Consider the following 25,770-nt stretch of genomic DNA (forward strand, 5'->3'; position numbering starts at 1 on the left):
CCAGAACGGCTATGGCTCAGAATGGATAGACAGGCGGCGTATTTTTCAGCGTGACCCACTGCCACTGGCTGTACTCGTCCCAGTCGGCCGGCCCGCCGACGCTGCCGCCGTTGCCGGAAGCACCGCGCCCGCCGAACGGGTTGATGCATTCGTCGGCCACGGTCTGGTCGTTGATGTGCAGCAGGCCGCAGTCCAGCCGCTCACCGATGGCCATGGCGCGCCCAACCGACGGCGAGATGATGGCGGCCGAGAGGCCGTACTCCGTGCGGTTGGCCAGTTCGATCGCTTCCTCGTCGGTGGTAAAGCTGACCACCGTGGCCACCGGGCCGAACAGCTCTTCCTCAAAGGCGCGCATGCCCGGACGTACGCCACTGAGTACGGTGGGCTGGTAGAACAACCGGTCATAGTCGCCGCCCGCCTCGAGCCGTGCGCCGGCCTGCAGGCTGTCACTGACGATCTCGTGCACGCGCAGCAATTGCCGTTGGTTGATCAACGGGCCGAGCGCCGCTTCACCCCGGGCGGCATTGCCCACCGTGAGTGTCCGGGCCTTGTCCACCAGCTTGCGGGTGAGGCGTTCGGCGATGGATTGATGCACGAGAATCAGCCCGGTCGCCATGCAGATTTGCCCCTGATGCAGCCAGGCGCCCCAGGCTGCATTGCTTGCGGCCAGGTCGAGGTCGGCGTCTTCAAGAATGATCAGCGGGTTTTTCCCGCCCAGCTCCAGCGCAACCTTTTTCAGGTGTCGCCCGGCCACTTCAGCGACTTTGCGCCCCGCCGCCGTCGAACCGGTGAACGCAATCATCCGCACATTCGGATCGCGGCACAGCGCTTCCCCCGCCGGCGCCGCGCCGGGCATCACCTGCAGCAGGCCCTTGGGCAAGCCCGCCTCTTCAAACAGCCGGGCAATGAGAAAACCCCCGCTGACCGGGGTCTGCGGGTCAGGCTTGAGCACCACTGCATTGCCTGCCGCCAGCGCCGGGGCCACTGAGCGAAGTGACAGCACCAGCGGGAAGTTGAACGGTGAAATCACCCCGACCACGCCGTGGGGCTGGCGCCGTGCATAGGACAGTCGGCCGGCTGCACTGGGCAGCACCACCCCGTGAGGTTGGGACAACAGCCCCGCCGCCTGATGCAGCAGCACAATCGCTTCACGCACTTCGTGCTCGCCCTTGAACAACGCGCCCCCGGTTTCCCGGGCGACGTACAGCGCCAGCTCGGCGAAGGACCGCTGGGCCAGGTCCGCCGCCTTGCGAAACACCTCGGCGCGCTCCCGTGGGCCCAACGCAGCCCAGGCCGGCTGCGCCAGGGCCGCACTGCGGCAGGCGATGGCGATGTCGGCCGCGTTGGCCATGGCGCAGCGCATCAGGGGTTCGCCGGTGGCGGGTTCAATCACGTCAATCACAGATCCCGACACGGGAATCCAGTCGCCGTTGAACAGGCATTCGGACGCGATGGCCCGCTGTAGAAAGGGGGTGGTTTCAGACACTGGCATTGGCAACTCCGGTTCTTGTAATTGTCATCGTCTGCACAGGGTGCAAACGCCGCATCCAGTCTTGAGCAAAGGCTGTGCCGCTTGCACGCAACGGCGCGCACATAAACCGGCGAGGGCTCTGGGTCGAGGCCTGCCGCGCAACGCTCACACGCCTGGGGCGTTGACCCGCAAAAAACCCGGGCTCAGCCACTTGTTCAATTGATAAGGTTATGTTTTATAACTATCTGAGCAGTTGCTCATATCGATCACTCGCTTTGCAGGGGCATAACAATGACTAATCCCCACAGCGCGCTGCCCGACGACCGGGTGGCCAGCGCGCCCTACCCTCCGCGAGGCGACAGTCGCCAACTCAGTGACAGCAGCTCGCCCACCACTGCGGAACTGGCCGACTGCCTGTTCTTTTCCCCTGAAGACGGGCGCATCTGGCTCAACGATCAACGCATGTTGTTGCTGCACAGTTCGTCGTTCGGCGCCCTGCGCGCCGAGGTCATCGAGCGCCTGGGACTGGACCAGGCCCGGGGCCTGTTCACCCGCACCGGTTATGCCTCCGGCGCACGGGATGCGCGCTTGATCCGCGAGCGCTGGCCACAGGCCGATGCCGCCGCGGTGTTTCGCGCCGGGACACACCTGCACACCCTGGAAGGCATGACCAAGGTCGAACCGCTGCACTTCAAGTTCGATGCCGACTCGGGGTTCTATGAAGGGGAATTTCTCTGGCACCACTCGTGCGAAGCCGATGAACATATAGGGGCCTACGGCATCGGCCAGGACCCGGTGTGCTGGACCGAAACCGGCTACGCCATCGGCTTCGTCAGTGGCCTCTTCGGGCAAATGGTGATTTTCCGCGAAGTGGAATGCCGTGGCATGGGCCATCGCCGTTGCCGCGTGATTGGCAAGACGGCCGAGCAATGGGGTGATATCGAACAGGACCTGCGCTACCTGAATGTGTCCCAGGCCGTCACTGGCCCTGCCACCCCCACGCTCGCAGGCCCCGTGGGCAGCAGTGGCGGAACCCGCCAGCCGCAACCGTTGGTAGGCGCCAGTGCCGCGTTCAACGCGGCGATGCAAGCGCTGCAAAGGGTTGCACTGACGCCCGCGACGGTGCTGATCAGCGGTGAGTCCGGTGTGGGCAAAGAGATGTTTGCGCGCCAGCTGCACCAGCTCAGTCGTCGCCATGACAGCCCGTTTGTGGCACTCAATTGCGCCGCCATCCCGGATAACCTGGTGGAGGCCGAACTCTTTGGTGTCGAACGCGGCGCCTATACCGGCGCTACGCACTCGCGCCCCGGGCGATTCGAACGGGCCCAGGGTGGCACCCTGTTCCTGGATGAAATCACCAGCCTCAGCCTGCCCGGGCAAAGCAAGTTGCTGCGAGCCTTGCAGGAACGGGAAATCGAACGGGTCGGCGGGGTGCGCGGGATCAAGGTGGATGTGCGCGTGGTGGCCGCCACCAATATCGACCTGCGTAAAGCCGTGGCAGACGGAAGCTTTCGCGAAGACCTGTTCTACCGGCTGAACGTTTACCCCATCGCCCTGCCCCCGCTGCGTGAACGTAGGGACGACATCCCGCTACTGATCAATGCGTTCCTGACGCGCTTCTGCCAGGACTACGCCCGGACCCCGGCAGGCCTGACCATGCGCGCCCTGAAGACGTTGCTGCGCTACGACTTCGCGGGCAATGTGCGCGAGCTGCAAAACCTCATCGAACGCGGCCTGATCGCCAGCGACGAAGGCCAGGCCATTGACCTGGTGCATCTGTTTCGCAACGAACCGATGCCCGCCGAGCCCTATGGCCTCGACGACCAAGGCAGCCTGTCAAATACCGCGCAGGCGCCTCGCTCGACGCTGCTGGATACCCTCGACCCGTTGGACCAGGGGGTTTCCATTGAAGGCCTTGAATCGCGCCTGATCACTGAAGCATTGCAACAAAGCGCCGGCAACCTGGCCGCGGCCGCCAGGCTCGTGGGGCTCAGCCGTGCTCAATTTGCTTACCGTATGAAGAAGCACCGGCGGCAAACTCCTTGAATGGCAATTAGTGCTTTAAAAGCTTTACCCAATTAAGTATTTTGCAGGGGTATGGGGCCGACACGCGCCCCTCTTTATTATTCGTGACAAGGATCTCCTGTGAGTGGACTGCGTGAACGTCAGAAAGCCGAGCGCCGGCAAGCTATCAGTGAAGCTGCGGTCGAACTGTTTGAGCGCCAGGGTTTCCAGAACACCACCATCGAACAGATCGCCAGCCAGGCCGGAGTGTCGCCGCCGACGGTGTTCAAGTACTTCGGCAACAAGCAGGAAATCATCCTGGAGATCCTGCACCACGCCGATCAACGCGCGATCACCGACACCCGCAGCCTGATCCACCAAATAGACGACCCGGTCGAAGCGCTCTGCCACCTGGAACGCCTGCTCACGGGCTATGCCCTGGAGGTCATGCACCCCAGCCTGTGGCGTGAACTGCTGCCGCTGATCCTGTTCGGCGGCAGCAATGGACTGCCCGAAGGCTACCGGGCCATGAACGATGCGCTCAGGGCCGAAATCAGCGAACTGCTGCGGGAACTGCAACGGGCCGGCAAGCTGCGCGCGCAACTCGATGTGGAATTGGCCGCGTTCCTGTTGAACGACTATTCGCACCTGCAATTGTTCAGGCTGGTAAACCAGGAACACCCGGATATCGACGCGCACTCCCTGCAGGTCAGGCGTATCACCGAGCTGGTGTTTTACGGCATGCAGGCCTGATTGCCTCCTGAGTCGAGCCCGGCGCGCACGCACCGGGTCACACAGATCATCGGTTGCTCTTGATGGCGGTCCAGGTGCGGGTACGGATGCGCTCCACGGCGGCCGGAATCGGCTCCAGGGCAAACAGGGTCTTGCGCGCTTCGTCCGGCACATACATGTTGGGGTCGTTGCGGATGCTGGCGTCCACCAGCGCGGTAGCGTCCCTGTTCGGGTTGGGGTAGCCGATCTTGTTGCTGATGCGCGCAATCACGTCCGGGCGCAGGATGTAATTGATGAACGCATGGGCCTCCGCCAGATCAGGGGCCTTGGCCGGGATCATCATCACGTCCGACCACATCGGCGCGCCTTCCTTGGGCAGTGCCATCTGGACCTTGACGCCCTTGCCGGCGGCATCTGCCAGGCGCATGGCCAGTGCGACGCCGCCGGACCAGCCCACGCCCACACAGATATCACCGTTGGCCAGGTCCATGCCGTAGCGCGACGAGTTGAAGTAAGTCACGTAAGGGCGAATCTTCATCATCACCGCCTGGGCTTGCACATAGTCCTCACGCTTCTGGCTATTGGGGTCGAGGCCCTTGTAGTGCAAGGCAATCGGCAGGATCTCGTTGCCGGCGTCGAGAAAACCCACGCCACAACTGGCGAGTTTGGCGAGGTTTTCTTCCTTGAAGATGATGTCCCAGCTGTTCATTTGCACGTCGGGGCCGAGGGCTTTGCGCACCTTGTCGACGTTGTAGCCGATCAATGTGGTGCCCCACAGGTAAGGCGCGGCGTAGCGGTTGCCGGTGTCACCCACGGCTTCCAGGGACTGCATGAACTGCGGGTCCAGGTGCTGCCAGTTGGGCAACTGCTTGCGGTCCAGCGGTTGCACGGCACCGGCCGTGATCAAGTGCCCCAGGTTAGCGGTGCCGGGGAACACCACGTCGTACCCGGAGTTGCCCGTCAAGAGTTTGGACTCCATGGTTTCGGCACTGTCGAACACATCATAAATAGGCCGAATGCCGGTTTCTTCCTCGAAGCTCTTCAGCACTTCGGATGGCAGGTATTCGATCCAGTTGTAGATCCGTACGGTTCGTTCTTCAGCCAGGCAAACACCACTGATGAGCAACGAGGCGACAGTGCCCAGCACGGTATTACGCAGAAATCTGTTCATGATCAAAACACTCCAGCGCGGCCGCGATGGCTCGCAGCACTTAATAGCGGTAGGTGAAATACAGTTCCAGCGCACTGAACGTCTGGTCATCGCCAAACACCTGTTTGGCGGCGGCCAGTGGCTTGACCCAGTTGTAGGACAGCGACGTATAGAACGACGGCGTGGGTGTCCAGTCGAGGAAAACCACACTTTCGTCAGCAAAGCGCCGATCGCTGACCGGTGCGCCCAGGTAGTTTTTCTCATCCAGCCAGAACTGGTAGTGAATCGCGCCGAGGGTCAGGGTTTCATTGAGGTGGGTCTTGAGGGAGAACTGCTGGACATTTTCGTTGCTGTTGAACAGCAGGTAATTGCCGACCACGTCCCCGACCAGCCACGTGCTCCAGTCGACGAAGCCTTTGCTCAGTGGGTCCCAGGCTTTTTGCCGGTTGTCGGTGAGGTTGTCGTCGCCGGAAAAGCTCGCGTAGCGGTAGCCAAGGACCGGCGTCAGCGGCAAGGTGTTGAAGGCATAGTCGGCCTGGGCATACCAGGCGCTGGCAGCGTAATCGACACCCTCGCCGCTGCCCCGCTCCAGCGCGTACTCGGCATTCAGCGTCAGCGCCTGTACGCCGGGCACTTTGGCGTTGAGCGCCCGCAGGTTATACACCTGCATCCCGTCCCGGCGGCGCGGGAGCGTGCTACCTCTGGGGCCAAGGGCATTGACCTTCATGGCCATGGCGCCGAGCGTCACCTGGTCATCGAGGTTGTAATCCAGGTTGACGCCGGTCATGCGAAAATCGCCCAAGTCATCATCGGTGCGCAAGGTGAAAGCCTGAGACTTCAGCGCACCATGATCCCAGGCGAGGATCGCCGAATCCCTGAAGGCGGTTCGCGGGCCGAGCCAGTAGGCGCCATCCTTGAACTGGTCGAGGTTGCCATCCATGACGATGAACCCCGTACCGATCATGTAGTTCTGGCGGCCGGCGGTGAGCTTCCACTCGCCGGCGCGAAAACCGCCATAGAGTTCTTCGGCGGCGGCCTTGCCATCGGAACTGCGGCTGAAGCCACCCGCATCACCATCGCCAAAGGTGCTCGCCGCCACCAGGGAACCGCCCGCGAGCAGGCTGAAATCCGGTTGCAACACATACTCGAGTTTGACCCCCGGCTTTACGTAGACCTCTTGCCAGTTGATCCGGGCGCCGCCGTTTTTACCGTTGCGCGCATCGACCCGGCCGCTGCCGAAGTTGACCCCACGGGTAAACAACGTTGCCCCGCCTGCGGTGAGATTGACTTCGCCCTTGAGATCGCCGTCCTCAAAGGTGTAGCCCGCGAATGCGACGTGGGTGGTCAAGGGTAAGCCGACCGCCAACAGCGCTCGAGAGAAACGCTTGCTGAATACCATAAGAAGCTCCTGTGGAATTATTGTTGTTACAGGGCAGTCAATGGCGACGCAGGGCGCCGCCAACACCTGGGCAAGCCAGGTGAATAGAACGCAAAACTCTTATTGTTTGGCGTGGGTCAGTGGCTCAGGTGGGCGGCGATCGCGCGCAGCATGCGCACGCTGTCAGTATCAAATGGGCTGACCGCATCGGTAAGCGAAGACTGCTTGACGATCACTACGCCGGACGGCTTGTCGATGAACAGGTACTGGCCGTGAATACCCCCGGCCATCAGGGCCTGGCTGTGGTCGTTGAACACGTACCACTGGCTTAGATAGGACGCACCGGGCGTCCAGCGGGAGAACTCAGCATTTTGCGCGTAGATCGCTGGATCCGCGCCGGCCGTGATACGGGCCACAGTCTCGGGCGACAGCAGCTCAACGCCGTCGTGGCAACCGTTGTTGGCCAGCAGGCGACCGAAACGCGCCATGTCTCTCAAGGTGGCGCTGAAGCCCGCCCCGGCCACGTTACGGCCCCAGGGATCGGCCAGGAAATAGCCGTCGCGGTCGCACCCCAGGTGCCCCCAGACCTCCTCCAGCATCTGACTGCACGCCTTGCCCGAGGCACGCTCCATGACCCAGGCCAAGGCTTCGGTGGTGGCCGTCACATAATGGAAAAAGCCCCCGTGGCTGCCGCGTTTCTTGAGGGATGGCAAGTACTGGTACAACGATTCGAACTGCGCGTACTGCGCCGGTGCCGGTTGAAAGCCGCAGGCATAGCCGTACTGCGAGCTTTGTGAATTGGGGTCGTCATACACTTCGCTGTAGTCGATGCCCACCGCCATATCGAACAATTGGCGCACCGTCGCATCGCCAAATGCGCTGCCCGCCAGTTCAGGCACGTAGTAAGCGGCCGGCCGCTCGGGCTTGAGCACGCCGCGCGTCACCAACTGTTCACCCAAGGTACCGATCAGCGACTTGGTGACCGAGAACATGATGTGCCGGTCACAGGCGCGCTGACCGTTGAAGTAGCGCTCGTACAACACCGTGTCACCCTGCATCACCAAAAAGGCGTCCGTCTGGCTGGCGACAAGGTGCTCGATCACACGGATGCCCAGCCCACTCTCACTGTCGAAACACAGCTGATCCAGCGCGCGCGGGGCCTCCTGGAGCTGACCGACAGGCCCCGGCCCCGCCGACACATCAATGCTGGGGCGCAGTCGCGCCAGATGACGGAACCCCCACTGATTGAAGGGCGTGCGCATCCAGTTGTTCCACGTTACCCGGTGTTCCGGCGCGGCGGGAAACCCCTGCATCAGCAGCGGCGCCACGCGAGTGGCCAATGAAGACTCATTGGCCTCGACATAAGAAGTCGCGAGGGAGAATTGGGCTTTATGACTCATCGGGGTAACCCTGAAGATGACTCTGCATGAAGCAGATGCAGAGAAATAATTACCCCATATAATATTTTAGTCAATAAAACTTTTTACCATGAAAATATATCCCCTTGCACGCAGTGCCCGGGGCAACTGCAGCCTGTGTGGTCACACATTACCTTTGCGTGGATTGTTACCGTCGATCAAAGGTAAGCGTCCGGCAAAGCCACGGTAAGCACCTAGCCAGGACACCTCCCTGGTGCGTCAGGGGCGGTGCCCCTTACGGTTTGTTAAATTATTCGAGGTGGTAATTCAACCAAATATGGTGCGTTCCATCGGTGTCAATTGTGATCCCTCCTGACCCTGATATCCCTTTCAAACCGTCCGTACCACTGCCTCCAACTATGCAGAAAAACTCATCTGCACGATCAATTCCGGTAGTGGAGGCGGAATGAATGAAGTTAAAGGAACCCTCTACCCCATTCACCGTACCCTTGAAGCTCTCCATCGCGACGTAGCTGCCCCTTCTTGACGCTTGGTCGAACGCCGCAGTAAAGGCTGTTGAAGAAATACCATCGATAGCTCCTGTATAGGACTTTTCCATGGAGCTGATCGACACTGGTAAGCCTGTTGTAATTTCGGGCGTGAGAGTCAGGTCAGTTGGTTTGAAATTCTTGGAGGAAAAAGTGGCTCGCGCTTCCATTCGGATCAATCCTGTTCCATATGAGTTGAGCGGTCATTCTAATGCAAGAGCACCCTCACGTTGAGAACGTCAGGCCGAGATCCAATGCTCTGGCAGCAGTTGGTCGATCTCACTTGCTCGCTGCGTCGGCAGGCGCGTCAGCACATCTTTCAGATACGCATAAGGATCATGCCCATTCATGCGGGCGGACTGAATCCAGCTCATGATCGCAGCTGCCCGCTTACCACTGCGTAGCGACCCCGCGAACAACCAGTTCGAGCGTCCAAGTGCCCACGGCCTTATCTGATTTTCGACCGCGTTATTATCTATGGGCACAGCCCCGTCCTCGATATATCGAGTCAGTGCCGTCCAGCGTTTGAGGCTGTAATCCAGAGCTTTCGCGATAGCCGACCCTTCGGGCACAAGATCACGCTGGGCCAACATCCAGGTATGCAGTGCGTCGATAATGGGGGCTGCTTTTTCCTGGCGTATTCGCCAGCGATTTTCGTCGGTCATTTCCCGCGCTTGCCGTTCAATTTCGTACAACCCGCCAATTGAGTGCAGCGCCCGCTCAGCCAGATGGCTTTTATTCGTCGCGTGCAAATCGAAAAACTTGCGGCGGGCGTGGGCCTGGCAGCCGATTTCGGTGATGCCTTGTTGGAAGCTGGCTTTGTAGCCGGCAAAATCATCGCAAACCAGCTTGCCATTCCACTGGCCAAGAAAGTTGCGTGCATGTTCGCCCGCACGGCTTGGGCTGAAGTCGTACACCACTGCCTGGAGCGCCGAAAAAGGCGTAGTGCAGTCGGCCCAGACATAAGCGCGATGGATTTTCTTCTCGCCCGGCGTGAGCATCTGCACCGGCGTTTCGTCAGCGTGGATCACGCCTTGAGCAAGCACTGTTTCGCGCAGTGCGTCGACCAAGGGTTGGAACTGCACGCCAGTTTGGCCGACCCACTGCGCCAGTGTCGAGCGGGCGATCGCCAGGCCGGCGCGGCCGGCGGATTCAACGCCTTCAGCTCGGCTTCGATGGCCGCGATGTCGGTGTCGAGCAGGCAGCCTTGGGCAGGGCTCAATTGCTCACTGCGCTTGGCAAACTTATTACGTTTGAACCAGGCGATTTCGTGGGTGAGCTGCTCGATGATGGTTTGGTAGCGGTCGTTCTTCTTGCCCATCCGGTCGACCTGCTGCCCGAGAGAATCAACCTGGGACAGCAACTGCGCCGCGAGCCTTGGGCGCTCATTGGGACAGCCTGGACTGCATTGTGCACTCTGTCGGCTTCGCCCCCAGTGACCAACTTGAGGGCGACTTCACCGAATCGACCACCCGTGAAGGTTTTCGGATTGCCCACGATATCAGCGCTTATAGCTTCGTCGCGCTGGCCAAGGCAGGGCGTAAAATGATGGCAGGCCGTAATGGCAGCCTTTTGACACTTTCCTACCTGGGCACGGAACGCACCATGCCTAACTATAACGTCATGGGCATGGCAAAAGCCTCTCTCGAAGCCAGTGTACGTTATCTTGCCGGCTCACTAGGCCCGCAAGATGCTCGCGGCTAACGAGGCGCAGACTCCACTGCGCCGCAACGTTACTATCGAAGAAGTTGGCAACGCTGGCGCATTCTTGTGTTCGGAGCTGGCGTCCGGAATTAGCGGCGAAATACTGTATGTCGATGGCGGCTTCAATACCACAGCGATGGGCAACATTGAAGATTGAGGCTTCATAGGTTGCGCAAGCTTGTTATTAAGACTCAATACTTCTGCACTTTTGGATCAGGGGCGGCCAATAGGCCGCCACCTGGAGACTCATGAAGCATTCATTTGCTGAAATAACTTAACCGTATAGGCAAGAAATCCAACTTACCCCGGTTACCGGGGGACGTAAATGCGTTATGTTACGGCCCCCCCATCTTAATGATTAATCCCATGCAACTCACACGGCTCGATATTAATCCAATGTAAGGCAAAGAGGTGTCTACGAAACCCGGGGCGATTCAGTCAGGGCTTCGCCAAATACCACTGCGCGAGGCAATATCATCGTCATTTCCTCATTTTCTTGTCGTAGGGACAACTGCTGGCTGATCAGCTTCGACCGGTAATCACTTACTCAATGCGCTTTGGTGAAAGGCAGGGATTGATGAGCACCGTTTCGATTGAATAACGTCATTGCCTGTTCCGCGACGATATTCGCTCGGTGTCTGTTCCATTTCGATGCGAAAGTGTCTGTTGAAGTTAGAGAGGTCTTCATAGCCAACTTCAAAGCAGATGTCTGCAGCCGACATCTCTGTTTGCGACAACAGCCGACAGGTGCGCTGAAGGCGGTTGGCCGGACGCGTTCAAATATTAAAACCAGGTTTCCATCTGTATGCCGTATTGCCATACGCCTCCAGCGTGGAAGTCCGTCATGCCAAAGGAGTCTGTGGTACTGAATCTGTCCAGATCCGAAGACCAGTTCATGAAGCTTGCGAACACTCGCAATTCGGGGCGTGTGAGAAGATCTCCAACGTCAAGTTTGAATGTCGGGGCGACAGTGAATTTCCAGAAGTTACCGTCGACCGCATTACGTTGTAGATAGCCCTTGGGGTCGAGCTTCATGGTTTGCCAACTCATTTCGTAGGCCATCTCGAAGTTGCTGTTGATTTGGTTAGCCAATCGCACGTTGAGGGTTAGCCAGCGGTAGTCGTCACCCTTGACGTATCTGTCCTTGCTCTGTTCGGCCAGCAAACTGGGCCCGATGCGCCAGTCAGGCGCAATAGGCGTCTCACCGTAAAGTGCAAGACGCAGAGCGCGGGCGTCGTCAATCAGTTCACCGTCCGAGCCAACGTTCTTGACCTCGGCCCCCAGGCCTTGCCCATAGAGCAGCGCGGTTTTGAAGAAGCCTTCTCTGCCGAAAAAGTTTTTCTGGTGATTGGCCAACATGGTGTGCAAGCCGGAATTCGCAGGCGTCAAACCTGCCTTATTGGTGCGGGTACCGAAATCGTTTTTCTTTGCGCCGATGGCGTTGTACATCCACTGCCATTGACCCTCCTCGAAGAACTGGTTGGAGGTCAGGATGTAGCTTTCCACATTGGCATTAATACCGCCCTGACTGAAATCCCCGTAGCTACGCCCAATCAAGGAGTAATTGGAGCGCCAATTCTTGTTCATCTGCACATCGTAAATGCCACCGCCGGTGCCGGCCAGGTAGACGACGTCAGAGTCCAGCCAGTGGATATCGAAATTATCTCTATCAAATCGCTTGCCTGCCCACAGCGTGGCGTTCTCGAACACTGAATTCCCTTTGAACGCCGCCACATGGTCGAGCGCGGTGAACACCTGGCGTACGTTCAGTTTGCTCTCGTCGGCCGTCCAGTCATTGGAGCTTTCCACCCCGTCGGCGATGGAGACCGTGAATTTGGAACGGGTACCGTTTTGCGCATAGATTTCTTTCGACAGGTCTATACGCATGTAGGTGTCGTCCTCGTTACCGAGTCGCCCGACTGCGCCACCGACCGAGCCGGCCGGCGTTGTATAAGGGCCACCACGGCCACCACCAAGCCCTTCGTCGACCAGCAATCCAGAGCGGGCATAGCCGTGGAAGCTGAACCCATCCGTGAGGTGTCCGGTATTGCCCTCTTTCTCCAGGCTTTGCTGACGGGCTTCGAGTTTCGCCACCCGGGTGTCCAAAGCAGGCTCCGCAATGACTTTCGCTGTAGACGCGGCGGGCTGCAAGGGAGGTGTGGCGAGTTTGATCTGCTGCAGTTCCCTGGCAAGTGCTTGGGTCTGCTGTTCAGCCGCGGCTGCACGCTGTTCTGCTGCGCTGGCACGGGCTTCAAACGCGGCCATGCGCTCTTCCAGAGTCATGGCCTGAGAGGTTGCCGCCGATGTGCCGAGCACACCTGCAAGTAGCCAGTTTGATCCTTTCCGCATGGTGGATTTCCTATTTTTTTATTGTTTGCTCCCGCGACCGGGCTTTTTTGCGTGAGTTGCGAGTTGTTCCAATTGGCGAAAAAAGGATGTCTTATCGCAAATACGCTGATACATTTGGCCGTGTTAACGTTAACTTCTCTAAAAACAAAAATAAAGGGTGATCAATGAAACATCTGAAATCTCTTCTTCCTGCCGCACTGTTCACCCTCTGTGTCGGACTTCCATCCGTCTCGAACGCAGCCGATTTGACGATCTCGTGCGGCGCGGTGGGTGCGGAGCTGCAACTCTGCAAAGAGGCAGTCGAGGCATGGTCCAAACAGACCGGCCACAACGTCCAAGTGGTTTCCACGCCTAACTCGGCGACCGAGAGGTTGTCGTTCTACCAACAAATTCTCAGCGCGCAGTCCACTGACATCGACATCATTCAAATCGATATGGTGTGGCCCGGGATGCTGGCCAAACATCTGTTGGATTTGCGCGACGTGCTGCCCGCCGATGCGACGCAAGGCTACTTCCAGGCACAGGTGGATAACGCGACTGTGAATGGACGGCTAGTAACGATGCCGTGGTTCACCGACTCGGGCCTGCTGTATTACCGCAAGGACTTGCTCGAGAAGTACAACAAGCAGGTTCCCCAGACCTGGGAGGAAATGACCACTACCGCCAGGGAGGTTCAACAGGCTGAACGCAACGCCGGGAACGCCAATGCGTGGGGTTATATCTTCCAGGGACGCGCTTACGAGGGGCTGACGTGTAATGCGCTGGAGTGGATCAGCAGCCAACCGGAAGGCGGGCTGGTCAATCCACGCGGAGAGATCGTGGTCAACAGTCAGGCCTCAAGAACTGCTTTGGCCCTGGCGAAAAGCTGGGTAGGCGACATCTCCCCACGCGGCGTACTCAACTACACCGAGGAAGAAGGACGTGGCGTATTCCAGTCGGGAAATGCGTTGTTCATGCGTAACTGGCCTTATGTCTGGGCCCTGGTGCAAAGCCAGGACAGTGTCGTCAAGGACAAGGTTGGGGTTGCTCCCCTGCCCCGAGGCGGCATGACCGGTAGCCATGCGTCCACGCTCGGCGGCTGGGGCCTGGCGGTATCCCGTTACAGCGCTCATCCCAAACTCGCGGCAGAGTTGGTGAGCTACCTCACCAGTGCTCAAGAGCAAAAACACCGTGCCCTGATCGGCGCCTATAACCCGGTTATCGAGTCGCTGTATAAGGACCCCGAATTGCTCGCGTCAATGCCTTATTACAGTCAGCTCCACAGCATTCTCAGCGACGGGGTCATGCGCCCCGCCTCAATCACCGCCGAGCGTTACCCACGGGTCTCCAATGCGTTCTTCGACCGAGTGCATGGCGTGCTGGCAGGCGAGTTGCCTGTCGATCAGGCACTGGCCGAACTGGAAAGCGAACTCACGCGCATCAAACGCAAGAACTGGTAAGCCACAAGGAAGAAAATCACCATGCCTGCCTCTATTACCCATGCCTGCCCTGATGAGCGCCTGCTCATCAGGGAAACCCCCATAGAGCGTCGCCGAATACGCGCTGCCTGGCTGTTTCTGACACCGATGTTGCTGTGTCTGGCCCTGGTGGCCGCCTGGCCGCTGCTACGGACATTCTGGTTCAGCCTGACCGACGCCGACCTGGCGGACACCGGTGGCGGATCCTTCGTGGGCTTGAGCAATTATCTGTCCCGCGACGGCGCCAACTGGTCGGGCATCCTGGTTGATCCACAATGGTGGAACGCCGTGCGCAACACGTTGCATTTCACCGTGGTGTCGGTGGGACTGGAAGTCGTCCTGGGGCTGCTGGTGGCGTTGCTGCTGAACACCAAGTTCACCGGCCGCTCCCTGGTGCGCGCGCTGATTCTGATTCCGTGGGCAATTCCTACCATTGTCTCGGCGAAGATCTGGTCATGGATGCTCAACGACCAGTTCGGCATCATCAATCACATGATGCTGAGCGTCGGCCTGATTGATGCTCCCCTGGCCTGGACAGCAGATGCGGATCTGTCGATGTGGGCGGTCATCATCGTCGACGTCTGGAAGACGGTGCCTTTTGTCACGCTACTGATGCTGGCTGCCTTGCAGATGTTGCCGAGCGATTGTTACGAAGCCGCCAAGGTCGATGGTATTCATCCGCTGAAAGTGTTCTGGCGCGTTACGCTTCCACTGTTGATGCCAGCCTTGTTGGTGGCCGCGATCTTCCGCATCCTCGATTCCCTGCGGGTATTCGACGTCATCTATGTGCTGACCTCAAACTCTTCCAGCACCATGAGCATGTCGGTCTATGCCCGCCAACACTTGGTGGAGTTCCAGGATGTTGGCTATGGCAGCGCGGCCTCGACTCTGCTGTTTCTGGTCGTTGCGGTAATCGCCATGCTTTACCTCTACCTCGGACGCCGTCAAATGGAGGTTCGAGCATGAGCCTGCGCTTACTCAAAAAAGCGCTGTTGCGCTTCGGGTTCTGGTGCCTGATCGGGGTTTTGTTGCTGTATGCGGTCTTCCCTTTCTATTACGCCATCGTGACGTCACTAAAGCCGTCCAGCGCTTTGTTCGAGGTCAGTTACTGGGTCGACAGTCCCGACTTTTCCAACTATGCGACGGTACTCCACCAAGCCTCATTCCTGCGGGCTATCGGTAACTCGCTGACGGTCGCGCTTTGCGTGGTGACGCTGGCGCTGTTCCTCAGTGTGACTGCCGCCTATGCCTTGGGAAGAGTGAAATTCCGTGGGCGTGGCACGGTATTGATGATGGTGCTGGGCGTGTCGATGTTTCCCCAGGTCGCGGTACTGTCGGGGCTGTTCGAAGTGATCCGCGCTCTGGGCCTGTACAACACGTCTTGGGCGTTGATCCTGAGCTACACCATTTTCACCCTGCCCTTCACCGTCTGGGTGCTGACCACGTTCATGGGTCAACTCCCTCATGAACTGGAAGAAGCGGCAATCATGGATGGCGCTTCGCCCTGGGTCACGCTTACCCGGGTGCTGTTGCCACTGCTATGGCCCGCACTGGTCACCACCGGTTTGTTGGCCTTTATCGCCGCGTGGAACGAGTTCCTGTTCGCCTTGACCTTCACCCTTACAGACTCACAACGCACGGTGCCTGTTGCCATCGCCTTGATTTCCGGCGGGAGCCCCCATGAGCTGCCTTGGGGGCTGTTGATGGCCGCATCGGTACTGGTCACCGTCCCACTGGTGGTCCTGGTGCTGATCTTCCAGCGTCGAATCGTTTCCGGCCTCACTGCCGGCGCGCTAAAGGGTTGATGCCCAACAACTACAAGGAACAGCATCGTGATCAAATTGAAGCTAGATAATGTGAACAAACAATTGGGCGGCGCACGGATTCTTCGCGACGTCAGCCTGGAGATTGCTGCGGGTGAATTCGTGGTCTTCGTTGGCCCTTCGGGTTGCGGAAAGTCGACCCTACTGCGACTGATCGCCGGGCTGGATTCCATCTGCGGCGGCGACTTGTTGATCGACGGGCGAAGGGTCAACGACCTGGAACCGCGCGAGCGTGGCGTCGGCATGGTGTTTCAGTCTTATGCGCTGTACCCGCATATGAGCGTCTACGACAACATCAGCTTTGGTCTCAAACTGGCCAAGACTGAAAAGACCAGTCTGCGCGAGCGCGTGCTGAAAACTGCGCAAATCCTGCAGTTGGACAAACTGCTGCAACGCAAGCCAAAGGAACTGTCTGGCGGGCAGCGTCAGCGTGTGGCGATGGGTAGGGCCATGGCGCGCGAACCGGACATTTTGTTGTTCGATGAGCCGCTCTCCAATCTGGATGCATCCTTGCGGGTGCAGATGCGCAACGAAATCGCCCGGCTGCATGATCGACTTGGCTCGACAATGGTCTACGTCACCCACGATCAGGTGGAGGCGATGACCCTGGCGGATAAAATTGTTGTGCTCAACGGCGGTCGCGTAGAGCAGGTCGGCTCACCGCGTGAACTCTATGAGCGTCCAGCAAGCCGCTTTGTCGCCGGTTTCCTCGGCTCGCCCAAAATGAATTTTCTGGCGGCACGCCTGCAGGCCCCGGGAGCCACCAGCCTGGTCGACGCCCCCGTGTTGGGCATGACCACCCTGCCCTTCGAGAGCGCCGACCTGGCGGCGGGTACGTTGCTGACCCTGGGGGTTCGCCCCGAGCACATTTCGCTCAAAGCGGCAGAGGCAGACGCCGGAATCGTCGTGACCGGGGTCGAATACCTTGGCAGCGAAACGTATGTGCACCTCGAAACAGGTCAGGACGAGCCACTGATCTGTCGTTGTGAGGTCAGCGCCGGCTGGAAGACTGGCGACCGGGTCGAACTGCAACTGGACATCGGCAACCTGCACCTGTTCGACGACGACGGCACAGCCTTGAAGCGCCCCACACACACCGTTGAAAACCTGCGCAGTGATGTCGCTCTGCACGCAGTCCGAGTACAGGCCCTATGACCATGTCGTCGAATAACACCAGTGATTCAATGTCTTCCTGCCTCGACCTTGCGCAGCGTGCACTGACTGATGGCCTGTCTCGCGTCATCCAGGATTATCGACCCGATTATCATATCGCCCCCCCGGCAGGCTGGATGAACGACCCTAACGGGGTCGTGTACTTTCGTGGCGAATACCACGTGTTCTATCAACATTACCCCTTCGAAGCCAAATGGGGCCCTATGTATTGGGGGCACGCCAAGAGTGCCGACCTGGTTCATTGGCAGCACCTGCCCATCGCGCTGGCACCTGGCGAAGACTTCGACCGTGACGGTTGTTTTTCCGGCAGTGCCGTGGTGTGTGGAGAGACCTTGGCCCTGATCTACACCGGCCACACCTGGCTGGGAGAAGTGGGGGATGAACGCTTGATCCGTCAAGTTCAGTGCCTGGCCACCAGCACTGACGGCATCCAGTTCGTCAAGCATGGCGCCGTCATCGAGACCCCACCGCAAGACACCATCATGCACTTTCGTGACCCCAAGGTATGGAAGGAAAATGGCTGCTGGTACCTCATTGTCGGCGCACGCCTGGGCGATACGCCGCTGCTGCCGTTGTACCGTTCCACCGATCTGCACGCCTGGGAGTTTCTCGACTATGTGGCAAGCGGCAGCGAGGGTGATGGCTATATGTGGGAATGCCCGGACCTGTTTCGGCTGAACGGACACGATGTACTGCTGTACTCCCCTCAAGGAATGCAGTCCGAAGGTTACGAACGGCTCAACAAGTACCAGACGGGTTACCGCGTGGGCCGACTCGACAACGAGTGGCACTTCACTGGCGGGCCGTTTATCGAGCTGGATAATGGCCACGACTTCTATGCCGCACAAACGCTATTGGCCCCCGATGGTCGTCGCCTCGTGTGGGCGTGGCTCGACATGTGGGAAAGCCCGATGCCAAGCCAGGCCCATCATTGGTGCGGCATGCTCGGTTTGCCACGCGAGCTTGAACTCAGCGCAGATCGCCTTTGCATGTTTCCGGCACGGGAGCTCACCGCTCTGCGCCAGGCAGCGTTGCCGAGTACGCCCTGGTGGGATGAGCCGGGAACCCGGGACGTGCCGCACGTGAATGGCGATAGGCTGGAAATCCATGTGCACCTGGATGTGCTCGACTGCACCGATGGGCACTTGGGGATCGCCTTGCGCTGTAGCGACGATGACCATGAACAGACCCTGCTCTACTACGACGCGGTGTTGCAGCGCCTGGTACTTGACCGCAGCCACTCAGGCGCACAAGTCACCGGTCAGCGCAGCGTGGCGATAGACCCGACACAAGGGGTGCTGGCACTGCGGGTGTTCCTCGATCGTTCGTCCATTGAGGTATTCGACGAAAACGGGCGCTTCAGCCTCAGCAGTCGCCTATACCCACAGCCCGGTAGTTTGGGTGTGAAGCTTGTTGCAAGCGGGAGTGGCGGACGTGTCTCGATTTCCAGGGCATGGTCTCTCGCCTCGGGATGGTTATGAGCAGCATCATTGGAGTCGCGAGAAGCGCAAACCATGTGTCATGTGTCATGATTCGTCGTCAATCTGACCGGTTTCTCCTCGCATGACTTCAGTGAAAGACGTTGCACAGCTGGCCGGTGTGTCCCTGATGACTGTTTCTCGAGCGCTCAGCAATCCTGAAAAATTGAGCCCCGAAACCTATCAGCGGGTGCGTCGTGCCATTGACGAACTGCAATTCGTACCGAGCATGTCGGCGCGAAAGATTCGCGGCGACAACCTCCAGAGTCGAACCATCGGTGTGTTCGCACTGGACACTGCTACAACACCGTTTGCTGTCGAGTTACTGCTGTCCATCGAACAGACCGCACAACAAGCTGGCTGGAATGTCTTTATCCTCAACCTGCTAAGCAACCCGCCCACCGACCAGAATATCGACCTGATGCTATCGCACCGTCCCGACGGGCTGATCTTCAGCGCCATGGGGTTACGCCAGGTGTGCATTCCTGAGCGTTTGAAGAGCAAACCCCTGGTACTCGCCAATTGCCTGGCGGATGACAGTCACCTGGTCAGTTATGTGCCAGACGACGAAATGGGACAGTATCGGGCGGTACACCACGCCCTGAGCCAGGGCTATAGGCGCCCTCTGTGTATCAATTTGCCCAAAAAGAGCCTGGCCTGGCACCTGCGACAAAAAGGCATGCAGCGCGCCTGTCAGGCATTCGGGCTGGCGCCTGACGCGCTCCTGCAATACGACCTTTCTGATCATGACGCCTATGGTGAAACCGCAGCCATCCTCGACAGGCACATCATGGACGGTCGTCCCCAATTCGACATTCTGATCTGTGGCAACGACCGCATTGCCTTTTGTGCCTATCAGTTGTTGTTGGGCCGTGGCCTGAAAATTCCAGACGATGTCGCAGTACTCGGCTACGACAACATGATCGGTATCGCTGAACTGTTCATCCCACCGCTGACAACGGTACAACTGCCGTACTACGAGATCGGGCGCAGGGCCGCCCGGCACCTGATCGAAGCCCTCGACGTATCCGGAGCCCAGCCAGTTGATTGCCCATTGGTTGCCAGGACATCGCTGTAAAGGATTTAGTTAATTCGGCGAAAGCCGCCCTCAGTTATCCAGCTACCGGTAGCACGACAGGGGCAGGCATTGCTGGCTCGGCGTGGTTGTGGCCGATCAGTCAACCCAGCCATGACAACACTGCCCTGCGTCATCAGTGCCTCCGAAAGTGATTTTCGGCGCAGATAGAACGTAACAAGGTCAATTCAAGGAGAATGACAGTGAAGTGGATGGATGATTTGCTAGACACGATCGACAATGCCCGAACCGAAGTTGAATTGTTGACCCGGATCGTAAGCACTGCAAAACATCTAGGGTTTGACTATTGCGCCTATGGGATCCGAATACCTATACCCGTCACCCGCCCCAAGGTCGTGATGAGCAACAACTTTCTGCCTTCGTGGCGACAACGCTATACCCAATGCGAATACATCGCCGTGGACCCGACGGTACAACACTGCACGAAATCGACGGTACCGATTGTCTGGGACGAGCAAATGACCCAGCAAAACCCGCAGATGTGGGAGGAAGCCCGCGCCGTCGGACTAGCCCACGGTTGGGCGCAATCCTGTCTGGACGGCCGCGGCAGCGGCGGCATGCTGACACTGGCGCGCCCCAATGACCCTATTACTACCCAAGAGCTTGCCGCCAATCAAAAATACATGCGTTTTTTGGTGCAGGTCGCCCATCAGGGTTTCTTGCGCGTGCTGACACCGCACTGGCAATTACCACAGGAAAAATCGCTGTCGCGGCGCGAATGTGAAGTCCTTAAGTGGGCAGCCGACGGCAAGACCGCCCACGAGATCGGTTTGATCCTCTCGCTATCGCGGGAAACCATCAAGTTTCACCTGCGCAATGCAGGCTCGAAACTGGGCGTCCATAACTGTACCGCTACCGTAGTGCGCGCCACTTCACTGGGCTTGCTCGTCTGACACACAACTCAGTTCCGCACCTCTGATGCGTTAAGGTCGCTGAGTGATAACAACAATAATGATACTCGCACCTTGGCGGCACACCTGCCCAAAAGAGCAGTACCTAAGCATTCGATTATTCTGCCGAATAGCCCCTCGATTATTTGCCGAGGGTTCCTCATGTATATGACCACGGGTACGCGCCTTACATTACCGATAGAACTGTGGCAGGCCCTGTTGCTCTATCGCTATCGCGTATTTGTCGAGAAGCTTGGATGGCATCTAGATTGTGCGATCGGTGAGGAACTGGATCAATTCGACCGCGACGACACGGTATACGTGATCGCCCATCAAGGCCCGCGCATCGTCGGCGTAGCGCGGCTGCTGCCCACGCACAAGCCCTATCTGCTGGGAGAGGTGTTCCCCCAGGTGATTGGCGGCCAGGCACTCCCTCATTCCGCAGACATCTGGGAAATCTCCCGTTTTGCCGCCGTCGACCTGCAACAACAGACCTTCACTGGCCATTCACTGTCATCGCCGAACGCCGTGGCGCTACTGCACGAAGTGCTCAAGGTCGCGGCTCGCCACGAGGTTCGCCAATTGATCACGGTCTCTCCGCCGGGGATTGCCCGATTGTTGCGCAAAGCGGGCTTCGACGCGCATTGCGAGGGCAAGCTGACCGTAATCGACGGGCATAAGATCATGGCCAACTGGATCAGGGTACCGCCCAGCCTTGTTGATCGAGCAGTGGCCTGAAGCACCACGAAAGGCCTGCCGCTGCCGGCAAGTTGGCCAAGCCGACTCCCCAAAAGGTTAGGTTACAACCTCAGGCACCTACTCTTAAATAGTGCTGCATCGGCATTCCAACCGACTCTATAAAGGACACGCGCCCTACATGAAAAACGTCATTGTCATTTCTGGCCATCCTGATCTCTCGGTTTCCCGCGTCAATACCGCGATCATGAGCAAGATCAGCCATCGTGGCGTCAAGGTCCATAGCCTGGCCAGCGCGGTCACGCCCACCGGGTTCGATATTCATGCAGAGCAAGCGTTGCTCGATGCCCATGACCGCATCGTGTTGTTGTTTCCGTTGTATTGGTATTCCTGCCCGGCAATCATGAAACAGTGGATCGATGAAGTGTTCACCCCCGGCTATGCCTACGCACGCGGCGGCGACAAGCTCAAGAACAAGGAGTTCATGATCATCACCACGGTGGGTGCACCATCCACAGGCTACCGCGCTGGCGGGTTCAACCGTTACACACTGGATGAATTGCTCAGGCCTTTGCAGCAGACGGTGGCGTATGTCAAAGGTATCTACCTGCCTGTTGTCGGGATTTACGAATCGGTATTCATCGATGACGAATCAATCGACGTCACCGCTCGGAATGTCGCCGAACAGGTCATTGAGGACCAGGCATCCGCCGATCAGCTCTACGAAAACATGCTGTTGCAGGCCGAGCAGGCGCAAATCGCCCTGCTGCAATAAGGCGTCATCAAGGATGAAGACGCCAAATGACCAGATCCCACCGTGCGCCAGCCTGGTGGCCGCGCACCATGAGCTGAATTTTCTGCATTCGGCCAGCGCGATCATCGACACCGAATCCACGGTATTCGAACTGTACTGCCAAATGACGGCCGCGACGCCCGCCTGGCTCAAAGGCGCGTTCAGGCTGCGCGACAGCATCTCCCAGCACTTTCACGTCGAGAGGATCGGCGGGTTCTCGGGCGTCACACCACAGTGCGTCCCGACGGTCGGCGAAAAGCTCGATTTCTTCACCATCGAGGCCATCAGCGCACAGAAGCTGGTACTGACCTCACGCGATACCCATCTGGCGGTCATGGTCTCGATCGATGCAACACTCGCGCAACCGCGTTGCCTGCATATCACCACCTCCGTCAAGACCTTCAACACGTTCGGCCGCCTGTACATGCTGCCGGTGGCGCCGGTGCATGGGCTCATCATCAAGCTTTTACTGTCCCACCTCCCCCTACATTCCCCAACTCGCTCACTTGGAGATCGCAACTCATGAACAGCGCAGACTCGATTGACCCTCATCTGTTGCACAAAGACACATCCAAGGATGTCCTGATCGCTCGACCAAGGCTGCTTCTGCCCAGTTTTCTCAGCACTCCGATCGGTGCCGAAATACTGGCTGGCAACGCGCAGGATCAGGCCCTGTTCAAGGCCCTGTACCGTGCGCAAGATGGCCAGTATGTGCTGAGCTATCTGCCCTTGACCATCAGCGCGCAGCAGGCGAGCACACTCTCCACCTTCGAGATCCGCCTGACTGACTTCTATACCGAGTGCGGCGACCACTTCATCCTCACGGCTGAATTCATCCCCCAGCAGGCCCAACGCTACCTGGCCCAGCATTTTCAGGGCGGTGATGCCGAAATACCGGCCGACCAGGTATTACGCATGATCGAATGCCTTGAAGCGCTCGCGCAGTGGGATAAGGCCAGGCAGGGGTCTTATCTGTTGATCAACGACACCAAGAATTACTACTTCTACAACAAGCAGCACGAACATGTACCAGGCCTGATGTTGATCGAAGTGGCCAGGCAAGCCATGTACCACTACGTCTACAACTACTTGGGACACCAACGCGGCGCAGTTTCCATTTCTATCGAAGACTTGCGCATTTCCTTCAATGCCTACACCGAATCGGCCTATGAAGTCGAAGTCGTGGTGCAGCAGGCCCAGGGCCTCAAGCGATCACAACCCAAGTCCATCGACAAGTGCGCGAACTTCTATCAGAACGGTCGGCTGGTGTCGCGTCTTTGGCTACAAGGCGCAGTGATCAAGTTACCGCTGTTCAAACGCATGCGCTCGTTGAACTACCCTCAGGATCATTGGTTTACCCCTTCTGATCGCTTGCCCAAGAACATCCTCGTGCATCACGCCGATAGCGTGTTGCAAGCCAGGCTGAGCCTGCTCTCGGTACTGGGAGTGCTGGTGACTCATCAAGCCGGGGCCATCGATTGGAGCACGGTCAGTACCGTATCGCTCTACATCGAAGGGGGTGGTTTCCTCAGTCTGCCAGTTGCTTCGAGCTGCTCCACCAGCGAGTCCGACCAGCGAGTGCTGGTGTTCGGCAAGCTGTCCAAGAACCAGGCCAGCGAACTGCGTGAAACGATCAAGTGCCACTGCTTCTTTGCCGGGCAGATGCAATGGGCCGCTGCCGCGGCCCCTTCACCTGCCTCTCTCGCCCACGAGCAAATCGTGGCATGAGGATCGTGCGCCCATGAGCTATGAGATATCACAACGCCCACTGGTGATCGGCCAGAGCGTTTCGCTGAAAAACCGCTTGTATTTCGCCCCGATGGGCATCGACCTGGCCACCTCGGACGGTTCGCTGTCCGAGGAAATGCTCACCTTCTATAAACATGTGATCGACGGTGGCTGCGCCATGGTGGTGCTGGGCAACTCCTCCATAGCGCCCTCCACGCGCCTGCATGCGCGTGGCCTGTGCCTGCACAGCGATGCCAACCTGGAAAAGCTCGTGCCGCTGGTGGAGTACGGTCGCCAGCGGGACTGCCCAGTGGTGGTGCAACTTCAGCATTACGGAGCCCAAGGCGGCACGCAGATCAGCGGCCAACCGCTGCTTTGCCCGAGCCGCAGTGCGTTATCCGCCAGCAGCGGCGCCGATCTATTGGTAGAGATGAGTGTCGAGGACATCGACGCTGTCTGCGATCAGTTTGCCCAAGCGGCTCTGCGTGCCAGGCAGGCCGGTGCCAGGATGGTCCAGCTTCAGGCATCCAACGGCTATCTGCTGAGCAGTTTTCTGTCGCCCTGGACCAACCATCGCCGTGACGCCTATGGCGCAAGCCCCATCAAGCGAGCGCGGTTCCTGCTGGAAGTCATCGACCGCATTCATAGGGTTACCGCTGGAGACCTGGAGGTTTCCGTGCGCCTGGGCATCGATGATTGTCTGGGCGCCAGAGGGCAGCAACCGGAACTGCTCGAGGACGTGGTGGCAGCCCTGGCGGACGCGGGGACGTCGGCAATCATGTGCTCGATCACCATCAAGGAAACCTTCCGCTACATGCTTACTGCCCATCCGACAATTCAGCGACAGTTCGTCGAAGGGGTACGCCTGATCAAGTCGTTCACCTCGCTCCCGGTCGGCTATGCCGGTTTCATTGGCTCCCTGCAGGAGGCAGAAGATCAACTGCGGCTTGGTCACTGCGACCTGATCGGCATGAGCCGGGCCCTTTTTGCCGATAACGACCTGATCAGCAAGTCGCTCGCCGGCCACGAGGATCAGGTCCAGCAATGCCGGTTTGACGGTAACTGCTTTCGGGACAAGAGCAATCCGCAACTCGATCGGGTGTATTGCTGTGTAAATGAGCATTACAAGCGTCCTGCTCACATCCATTACGGGAATCAATAACATGGAATTTAAAGACAAGAACATCGTCATTACCGGCGGTGCAAGCGGCATCGGCCTGGCGGTGGCAAAGCAACTGGCCGAAGCAGGCGCACGGCTGTTCCTGATGAGCAGGAACCAGCAAAAGGCTGACGCCGCTCTGGAGATACTGGGTGCTTCGGCGCAGTTCATCTTTTGCGATGTGGCGTCGCAAACGTCAGTAGCCGAGGCATTCGCGACGGTGGCTGGCGAGGTTGATCGGTTGCACTACGCAATCAACAACGCAGGCATTACCGCCCCCTACGCGCCGATCGCAACAATCCAACCGCAGGACTGGAACAGGGTCATCCACACCAACCTGAACGGCCCCCTTTACTGCCTGCAAAAAGAACTGGCATTGATCAGCCAGTACCCCAATGGAGCGATCGTCAACGTGTCCTCGTGCGCTGGCGTGATGCCCATGGCCAATCAGGCGGCCTATGTCGCCAGCAAGACAGCGCTCAATGCCTTGACGCAGGTCGCCGCCATGGAAAATGCCTGCGACAGCGAATCCCGCTTTGCCGTGCGCGTCAACGCCGTAGCGCCCGGGCCGACACTGGGAGGTATGAACTCTCCGGAACGGCTGGCTGCCCACCCGGAAAACACCCAGCGCAAGCTTGACGTGACGGCCATGAAGCGCTTTGCCCAGCCAGAGGAAATCGCCGATGCGATCGTGTTTTTGCTGAGCGAGAGATCCAGCTACATCACCGGCACGGTGCTCAGCGCCGATGGCGGCTATCACATCGGCAAATTCTAGGGGCAATC

General features: G+C 58.7%; 21 protein-coding genes and 3 pseudogenes. 16 read left to right on the forward strand and 8 right to left on the reverse strand.

All coding sequences use genetic code 11. The annotated features are described in order from the left end of the window. Nucleotides 1-16: 16 nt before the first annotated feature. Nucleotides 17-1,492: a benzaldehyde dehydrogenase gene (locus HBO23_RS14600; RefSeq protein WP_170038671.1), complete on the reverse strand. Its 1,476-nt coding sequence runs from the start codon at nt 1,490-1,492 to the stop codon at nt 17-19. A gap of 270 nt (nt 1,493-1,762) precedes the next feature. Here HBO23_RS14600 and HBO23_RS14605 point away from each other — a divergent pair, with 270 nt between their 5' ends. Both HBO23_RS14605 and HBO23_RS14610 read left to right on the forward strand, forming a co-directional pair. Next, nucleotides 1,763-3,517 carry a sigma-54-dependent Fis family transcriptional regulator gene (locus HBO23_RS14605; protein WP_170038673.1) on the forward strand — a complete coding sequence of 585 codons (1,755 nt, stop codon included), beginning with the start codon at nt 1,763-1,765 and terminating at the stop codon, nt 3,515-3,517. A 99-nt stretch (nt 3,518-3,616) separates the two neighbouring features. Then, nucleotides 3,617-4,228 (forward strand): TetR/AcrR family transcriptional regulator, encoded by a 612-nt coding sequence (locus HBO23_RS14610; protein WP_170038675.1) that lies wholly within the window; start codon nt 3,617-3,619, stop codon nt 4,226-4,228. A 46-nt stretch (nt 4,229-4,274) separates the two neighbouring features. On the opposite strand, the gene HBO23_RS14615 is transcribed toward HBO23_RS14610, so the two are convergent. The 5 genes and pseudogenes from HBO23_RS14615 to HBO23_RS14635 form a co-directional block, all read right to left on the reverse strand. Beyond that, complete coding sequence (locus tag HBO23_RS14615; RefSeq protein ID WP_170038677.1) at nt 4,275-5,378, reverse strand: polyamine ABC transporter substrate-binding protein; 1,104 nt, start codon at nt 5,376-5,378, stop codon at nt 4,275-4,277. A gap of 40 nt (nt 5,379-5,418) precedes the next feature. Continuing rightward, entirely contained in the window at nt 5,419-6,756 is a 1,338-nt protein-coding gene (locus HBO23_RS14620; RefSeq protein ID WP_170038679.1) for an alginate export family protein, read from the reverse strand. A 116-nt stretch (nt 6,757-6,872) separates the two neighbouring features. Beyond that, on the reverse strand, nt 6,873-8,135 hold the full coding sequence (locus tag HBO23_RS14625) for a serine hydrolase domain-containing protein (protein WP_170038681.1): 1,263 nt from the start codon (nt 8,133-8,135) through the stop codon (nt 6,873-6,875). A 268-nt stretch (nt 8,136-8,403) separates the two neighbouring features. After that, nucleotides 8,404-8,811 (reverse strand): DUF3224 domain-containing protein, encoded by a 408-nt coding sequence (locus HBO23_RS14630; RefSeq protein ID WP_170038683.1) that lies wholly within the window; start codon nt 8,809-8,811, stop codon nt 8,404-8,406. Nucleotides 8,812-8,880: 69 nt separating this feature from the next. After that, nucleotides 8,881-10,004 (reverse strand): annotated as a pseudogene (locus tag HBO23_RS14635) (IS66 family transposase). An 11-nt stretch (nt 10,005-10,015) separates the two neighbouring features. On the opposite strand from HBO23_RS14635, the pseudogene HBO23_RS14640 reads away from it, so the two are divergent. After that, nucleotides 10,016-10,502 (forward strand): annotated as a pseudogene (locus HBO23_RS14640) (SDR family oxidoreductase); the annotation flags it as partial. A 390-nt stretch (nt 10,503-10,892) separates the two neighbouring features. On the opposite strand, the pseudogene HBO23_RS14645 reads toward HBO23_RS14640, so the two are convergent. Both HBO23_RS14645 and HBO23_RS14650 read right to left on the reverse strand, forming a co-directional pair. Then, nucleotides 10,893-11,106: pseudogene (locus HBO23_RS14645) on the reverse strand (helix-turn-helix domain-containing protein); the annotation flags it as partial. 22 nt (nt 11,107-11,128) lie between these two features. After that, nucleotides 11,129-12,694 carry a carbohydrate porin gene (locus HBO23_RS14650; protein WP_017139041.1) on the reverse strand — a complete coding sequence of 522 codons (1,566 nt, stop codon included), beginning with the start codon at nt 12,692-12,694 and terminating at the stop codon, nt 11,129-11,131. A 164-nt stretch (nt 12,695-12,858) separates the two neighbouring features. Between HBO23_RS14650 and HBO23_RS14655 the strand changes: the two genes are divergently transcribed. From HBO23_RS14655 to HBO23_RS14715, 13 genes are all read left to right on the forward strand, one after another. Then, nucleotides 12,859-14,133 carry an ABC transporter substrate-binding protein gene (locus HBO23_RS14655; protein WP_170038685.1) on the forward strand — a complete coding sequence of 425 codons (1,275 nt, stop codon included), beginning with the start codon at nt 12,859-12,861 and terminating at the stop codon, nt 14,131-14,133. 21 nt (nt 14,134-14,154) lie between these two features. After that, nucleotides 14,155-15,117, forward strand: a complete 963-nt coding sequence (locus HBO23_RS14660) for a sugar ABC transporter permease (RefSeq protein ID WP_099547696.1) — start codon at nt 14,155-14,157, stop codon at nt 15,115-15,117. After that, nucleotides 15,114-15,956 carry a carbohydrate ABC transporter permease gene (locus HBO23_RS14665; RefSeq protein ID WP_170038687.1) on the forward strand — a complete coding sequence of 281 codons (843 nt, stop codon included), beginning with the start codon at nt 15,114-15,116 and terminating at the stop codon, nt 15,954-15,956. Before HBO23_RS14660 ends, HBO23_RS14665 begins: the two co-directional genes overlap by 4 nt. A 27-nt stretch (nt 15,957-15,983) precedes the next feature. Next, complete coding sequence (gene ugpC, locus HBO23_RS14670) at nt 15,984-17,129, forward strand: sn-glycerol-3-phosphate ABC transporter ATP-binding protein UgpC (protein WP_170038689.1); 1,146 nt, start codon at nt 15,984-15,986, stop codon at nt 17,127-17,129. Further along, nucleotides 17,126-18,628 (forward strand): sucrose-6-phosphate hydrolase, encoded by a 1,503-nt coding sequence (locus HBO23_RS14675; protein ID WP_170038691.1) that lies wholly within the window; start codon nt 17,126-17,128, stop codon nt 18,626-18,628. Before ugpC ends, HBO23_RS14675 begins: the two co-directional genes overlap by 4 nt. Before the next feature lie 82 nt (nt 18,629-18,710). After that, complete coding sequence (locus HBO23_RS14680) at nt 18,711-19,703, forward strand: LacI family DNA-binding transcriptional regulator (RefSeq protein WP_170038693.1); 993 nt, start codon at nt 18,711-18,713, stop codon at nt 19,701-19,703. Nucleotides 19,704-19,912: 209 nt separating this feature from the next. Further along, nucleotides 19,913-20,614 carry an autoinducer binding domain-containing protein gene (locus HBO23_RS14685; RefSeq protein WP_032865893.1) on the forward strand — a complete coding sequence of 234 codons (702 nt, stop codon included), beginning with the start codon at nt 19,913-19,915 and terminating at the stop codon, nt 20,612-20,614. A 159-nt stretch (nt 20,615-20,773) separates the two neighbouring features. Then, complete coding sequence (locus HBO23_RS14690) at nt 20,774-21,349, forward strand: acyl-homoserine-lactone synthase (protein ID WP_017139033.1); 576 nt, start codon at nt 20,774-20,776, stop codon at nt 21,347-21,349. A 139-nt stretch (nt 21,350-21,488) separates the two neighbouring features. Then, a complete protein-coding gene (locus tag HBO23_RS14695; protein ID WP_017139032.1) occupies nt 21,489-22,082 on the forward strand; it encodes an NAD(P)H-dependent oxidoreductase in 594 nt (197 codons plus the stop codon). Nucleotides 22,083-22,095: 13 nt separating this feature from the next. After that, nucleotides 22,096-22,626 (forward strand): DUF2867 domain-containing protein, encoded by a 531-nt coding sequence (locus HBO23_RS14700; protein ID WP_099547692.1) that lies wholly within the window; start codon nt 22,096-22,098, stop codon nt 22,624-22,626. Beyond that, on the forward strand, nt 22,623-23,828 hold the full coding sequence (locus tag HBO23_RS14705; RefSeq protein WP_170038695.1) for an AfsA-related hotdog domain-containing protein: 1,206 nt from the start codon (nt 22,623-22,625) through the stop codon (nt 23,826-23,828). The genes HBO23_RS14700 and HBO23_RS14705 overlap by 4 nt, the downstream gene beginning before the upstream one ends. 43 nt (nt 23,829-23,871) lie before the next feature. Next, nucleotides 23,872-24,990 (forward strand): NADH:flavin oxidoreductase, encoded by a 1,119-nt coding sequence (locus tag HBO23_RS14710; protein ID WP_170038697.1) that lies wholly within the window; start codon nt 23,872-23,874, stop codon nt 24,988-24,990. Continuing rightward, nucleotides 24,944-25,762 (forward strand): SDR family NAD(P)-dependent oxidoreductase, encoded by an 819-nt coding sequence (locus HBO23_RS14715; RefSeq protein WP_262378189.1) that lies wholly within the window; start codon nt 24,944-24,946, stop codon nt 25,760-25,762. Before HBO23_RS14710 ends, HBO23_RS14715 begins: the two co-directional genes overlap by 47 nt. The last annotated feature ends 8 nt before the right edge of the window (nt 25,763-25,770 follow it).

This window comes from Pseudomonas sp. WS 5532, assembly GCF_012985445.1.
In the GTDB taxonomy this organism is placed as follows: Bacteria; Pseudomonadota; Gammaproteobacteria; order Pseudomonadales; family Pseudomonadaceae; genus Aquipseudomonas; species Aquipseudomonas edaphica.